The organism is Schwartzia sp. (in: firmicutes) (genome assembly GCF_978017985.1).
On sequence record NZ_CDXDFU010000155.1, the window covers coordinates 1 to 4,245 of the forward strand.

The 4,245-nt window shown below is 47.5% G+C and carries 5 protein-coding genes; all 5 read left to right on the forward strand.

The features are described from left to right. The coding region (gene carB, locus ACY69O_RS07010) for a carbamoyl-phosphate synthase large subunit (protein ID WP_462332755.1) at positions 1-1,434 on the forward strand (1,434 nt) is incomplete at its 5' end. Further along, positions 1,421-2,182, forward strand: coding sequence for a dihydroorotate dehydrogenase electron transfer subunit (locus tag ACY69O_RS07015; protein WP_462332756.1), 762 nt, complete (start codon positions 1,421-1,423; stop codon positions 2,180-2,182). The genes carB and ACY69O_RS07015, both read left to right, overlap by 14 nt. Beyond that, complete coding sequence (locus ACY69O_RS07020) at positions 2,179-3,099, forward strand: dihydroorotate dehydrogenase (RefSeq protein ID WP_462332757.1); 921 nt, start codon at positions 2,179-2,181, stop codon at positions 3,097-3,099. The genes ACY69O_RS07015 and ACY69O_RS07020 overlap by 4 nt, the downstream gene beginning before the upstream one ends. An 11-nt stretch (positions 3,100-3,110) precedes the next feature. Further along, entirely contained in the window at positions 3,111-3,830 is a 720-nt protein-coding gene (gene pyrF, locus ACY69O_RS07025; RefSeq protein ID WP_462332758.1) for an orotidine-5'-phosphate decarboxylase, read from the forward strand. Next, on the forward strand, positions 3,830-4,245 hold a 416-nt coding region (gene pyrE / locus ACY69O_RS07030), incomplete at its 3' end, for an orotate phosphoribosyltransferase (protein WP_462332759.1). The genes pyrF and pyrE, both read left to right, overlap by 1 nt.

The following is a 4,245-nucleotide window of genomic DNA, read 5'->3' on the forward strand; positions in this document are numbered from 1 at the left end:
ACAGTAAGTACAGACTTCGATATCTCCGACCGTCTTTACTTCGAGCCGCTGACTCCGGAAGATGTTCTCAACATCATTGACCAGGAGGAGCCGGAGGGTGTTATTGTACAGTTTGGCGGACAGACTGCAATCAACCTCGCATCTTCCCTGCAGAAGGCAGGCATAAAGATTTTCGGTACATCTGTTGACGGAATTGACCGCGCAGAGGACCGTGAGCGCTTCGATGAGGTACTCAATCAGACACAGATTCCGCGTCCGCGTGGAATCAGCGTCACGACTGTAGAAGAAGCATTCAAGGGCGCTGCGGATATCGGCTATCCGTGCATGGTTCGTCCTTCCTACGTTCTCGGCGGACGCGCTATGGAAATCGTTTATAACGAAGAAGAGCTTCGCGATTACATGAGCCGCGCAGTTAAAGTAACCCCGGACCACCCTGTACTGGTAGACAGATATATGGAAGGTACAGAGGTCGAGGTAGACGGAATCTCCGACGGAATAGACGTAGTAATCCCGGGTATCATGGAGCACGTCGAAAGAGCAGGCGTACACTCCGGTGACAGTATCGCCGTATACCCGCCGCAGACACTTTCCGCGAAGGTTATTTATACAATCATTGATTACACGAAACGACTGGCATTGAACCTTCACGTTAAAGGTCTGCTCAACATCCAGTATGTTGTTGTAAACGATGAAGTCTATGTAATCGAGGTTAATCCGCGTTCCAGCCGTACGGTACCGTTCCTGAGCAAAATCACGGACGTAAAAATGGTGAATGTTGCTACACGGGTAGCTATGGGCGAAACCCTCAAGAGCATGGGCTTCAAATCCGGACTTGTTCAGCCGCGTCCGTATGTAGCAGTCAAAGCGCCTGTATTCTCCTTCGCGAAAATGCAGGATGTAGATATCTCCCTCGGACCTGAAATGAAGTCCACAGGCGAGGTCATGGGCATAGATTATCACTACGCACGTGCGCTTTATAAAGCAATCACAGGCGCAGGAATGAATGTCCCGACAGAAGGAAAAATCCTCTTCACTGTCGCGGATAAAGACAAAGCTGAAATGAAGCAGCTTGCAAAAGCATATTCTGAGATTGGCTTCCAGCTGATTGCAACAGAAGGAACAGCAAAAGCAATTCACTCCCTCGGAATTGATGCCGATGTGGTAGGAAAAGTACATGAGAGAAGCAGCGATATTATTCAGCTCATCAAAAACGGACAGATTGGCATGGTAATCAACACGCTGACTCAGGGCAAGCACTCTGCCAAAGACGGATTCAAGATCCGCCGTGCAACGGTTGAGCATGGTATTGCCTGCCTCACTTCCCTTGATACAGCATGGGAGGTACTGCGTGTCCTGTCCTTTATGAAAGAGCGTCGTCTTGTATATGCCCTGGCATTGCAGGATTATGTCGGTGGTGGTGATGGCCTTGCCTAAGATTGCAGTTGATGCTTCCGTAATAATAAACGAACAGGTCAGTGAAGATGTATTTCGCCTTGAGCTGCTCTGCCCTGAGATAGCTGCCAATTCGAAGCCCGGCATGTTTGTGCAGGTAAGAATCGACAAGGGAATGCTTCTTCTCCGACGTCCCTTCGGTATTGCAGATGTAAAAGATAAATCTATCACAGTTTTTTACCGTGTACTGGGTGAAGGCACAAAAGCCCTCACCTCGGTAAAATCCGGTGATTCACTGAACGTGCTCGGCCCTCTTGGAAACGGCTTCAAAACTGATGCCAAACGTCCGCTGCTGGTAGGCGGTGGAATGGGACTTGCTCCGTTACTGTACCTTGCCCGTTATTATCAGGGAAAGGCAGATATACTTATTGGTGGCAGAAATAAGCAGGAAATTTTCTGGGAAGAATATTTTCGTTCGTATGCGAATAACATTTTCATCACTACGGATGACGGTTCTGTTGGAACGAAAGGCTTTACAACAAATCTTTTGCCACAGCTTTTGACAGATACGAAATACGACCTTGTTGCAGTATGCGGACCGGGAATCATGATGCAGCTTATTTCCGACATTGCTGCGAAATATGAAGTACCGTGCCAGGTCTCTCTTGAGAAAAGAATGGCATGCGGCCTCGGAGCATGTCTGTCCTGTGCGGTAGACACAAAAGACGGACAGCGCAAAAAAGTCTGCAAGGACGGTCCTGTTTTTTGGGCAGAGGAGGTTCAGATATGATTGAATCTTCAAGACTGAAAACAACACTTCTCGGGATTCCCATGAACAGCCCGGTAATGACAAGCTCCGGTACGTTCGGATTTGGTGAGGAATTTGATGAATTTCTTGATTTGGAAGGTCTGGGCGGAGTATTTGTCAAAGGTACAACGTTATTACCCCGGAGAGGAAATGATGGAGTCCGAATCGCAGAAACTCCTGCAGGAATGCTAAACTGCATCGGTCTTGAAAATCCGGGAGTTGATGTTTTCTTAAATGAAACACTGCCGCGTATCGCAAAGTACAACATGAACGTTTTCGTCAATATATCCGGCAGTTCTGCTGAAGAATACGGAATATTGGCTGAAAAGCTTGATGTAGATGGAGTGGCAGGTATTGAACTGAACGTTTCCTGTCCTAACGTAAAGGACGGGGGCATTATCTTCGGTACAGACCCGAAAGCTGCAGCAAGTGTTGTAAGAGAAGCAAAAAAACACACATCAAAGCCTGTTATATTGAAGCTGTCGCCTAATGTCACCGACATAACAGAAATCGCAAAAGCCTGCGAAGATGCCGGAGCAGATGCGCTTTCGCTAATCAACACGCTCATGGGAATGGCTATTGATATCAAGACATGGAAGCCGGTTCTTGGAAACATCACCGGCGGACTTTCAGGTCCATGTGTCAAACCTGTCGCACTTCGACTTGTCTGGCAGACGGCACAGGCAGTCAACATTCCGATTATAGGGCAGGGCGGAATATCCACAGCAGAAGATGCTATTGAGTTCTTCCTTGCAGGAGCATCCGCGGTATCTGTTGGTACTGCAAATTTCGTTGACCCGTATGCCACAACAAAAATAATACAGGGCCTGGACGATTATCTTGAAAAAAATAATCTCTCCAATATCTCTGAGCTTGTTGGAAAACTGAAAATGGATTAAGGAGGTGCAGGATGGCTGATAACCGTTTAATTGTTGCTTTAGACGTGCATACTCTTGATGACGTAAAAAAACTGGTGGAAGAGCTGGGAGACGCTGTTTCATTCTATAAAGTAGGAATGGAACTTTATTACAGCGCAGGCCCCGGTGTAATCGACTACCTGAAGGAAAAAAATAAAAATATATTCTTGGACCTGAAGCTCCACGATATTCCGAACACAGTTTCAGAAGGACTGTGTTCCCTGATGAAGCACGGCGTATCCATATTTAACGTCCACGCTTCCGGCGGATATACGATGATGAAAACTGCTTCCGACAAAATCCGGCAGGAGGCTGAAAAGCTGAACATTGAGCCGCCGAAGCTGATTGCAGTAACTGTTTTGACAAGTATGAATGAACAGGACTGGAAGGATATGGGTAACACGGATTTAATATCCGACAGAGTTGTACGGCTTGCGAAGCTGGCTAAAAAAGCCGGGATGGACGGAGTTGTTGCATCTCCTCAGGAGGCTGCCATGATACGTCAGGCTTGCGGAGAAGATTTCCTTATCGTTACTCCGGGAGTACGTCCTGCAGGTTCGGCTGTTAACGACCAGAGCCGTATAGCGACTCCTGCCGCTGCATTGCAAAACGGAGCAACACACCTCGTAATAGGCAGACCAATCCGTGCTGCTGAAAGCCCAAAACAAGCGGCTCTCAAAATACTGGAAGAAATGGAGAATGCTGTAAAATGATGACAGAAGAACAGATCAAAGACATATTCGTAAAGACCAACGCTGTTATGGAAGGTCACTTCTTGCTGACTTCCGGACTGCACAGCCCGATGTATGTTGAAAAATTCAATGTCCTTCAGCACCCGGAATATACTGAAATCCTCTGCAAAGAACTGGCAGAGCGTTTCAAGGATGAAAAAATCGATACAGTTGTCGGACCGATGACCGGCGGAATCCTGCTTGCACATGAGACAGGAAAAGCTCTCGGAACCCGTGCTATTTTCACAGAGCGTGAAAACGGACACATGACATTCCGCAGAGGCTTCCACCTTGAAAAGGGCGAGCGTGTCCTGATTGTCGAAGATATCGTAACAACAGGCGGCTCGGTAAAAGAAGTAATCGACGTAGTAAAAGCTGAGGGCGGCATCCCTGTAGC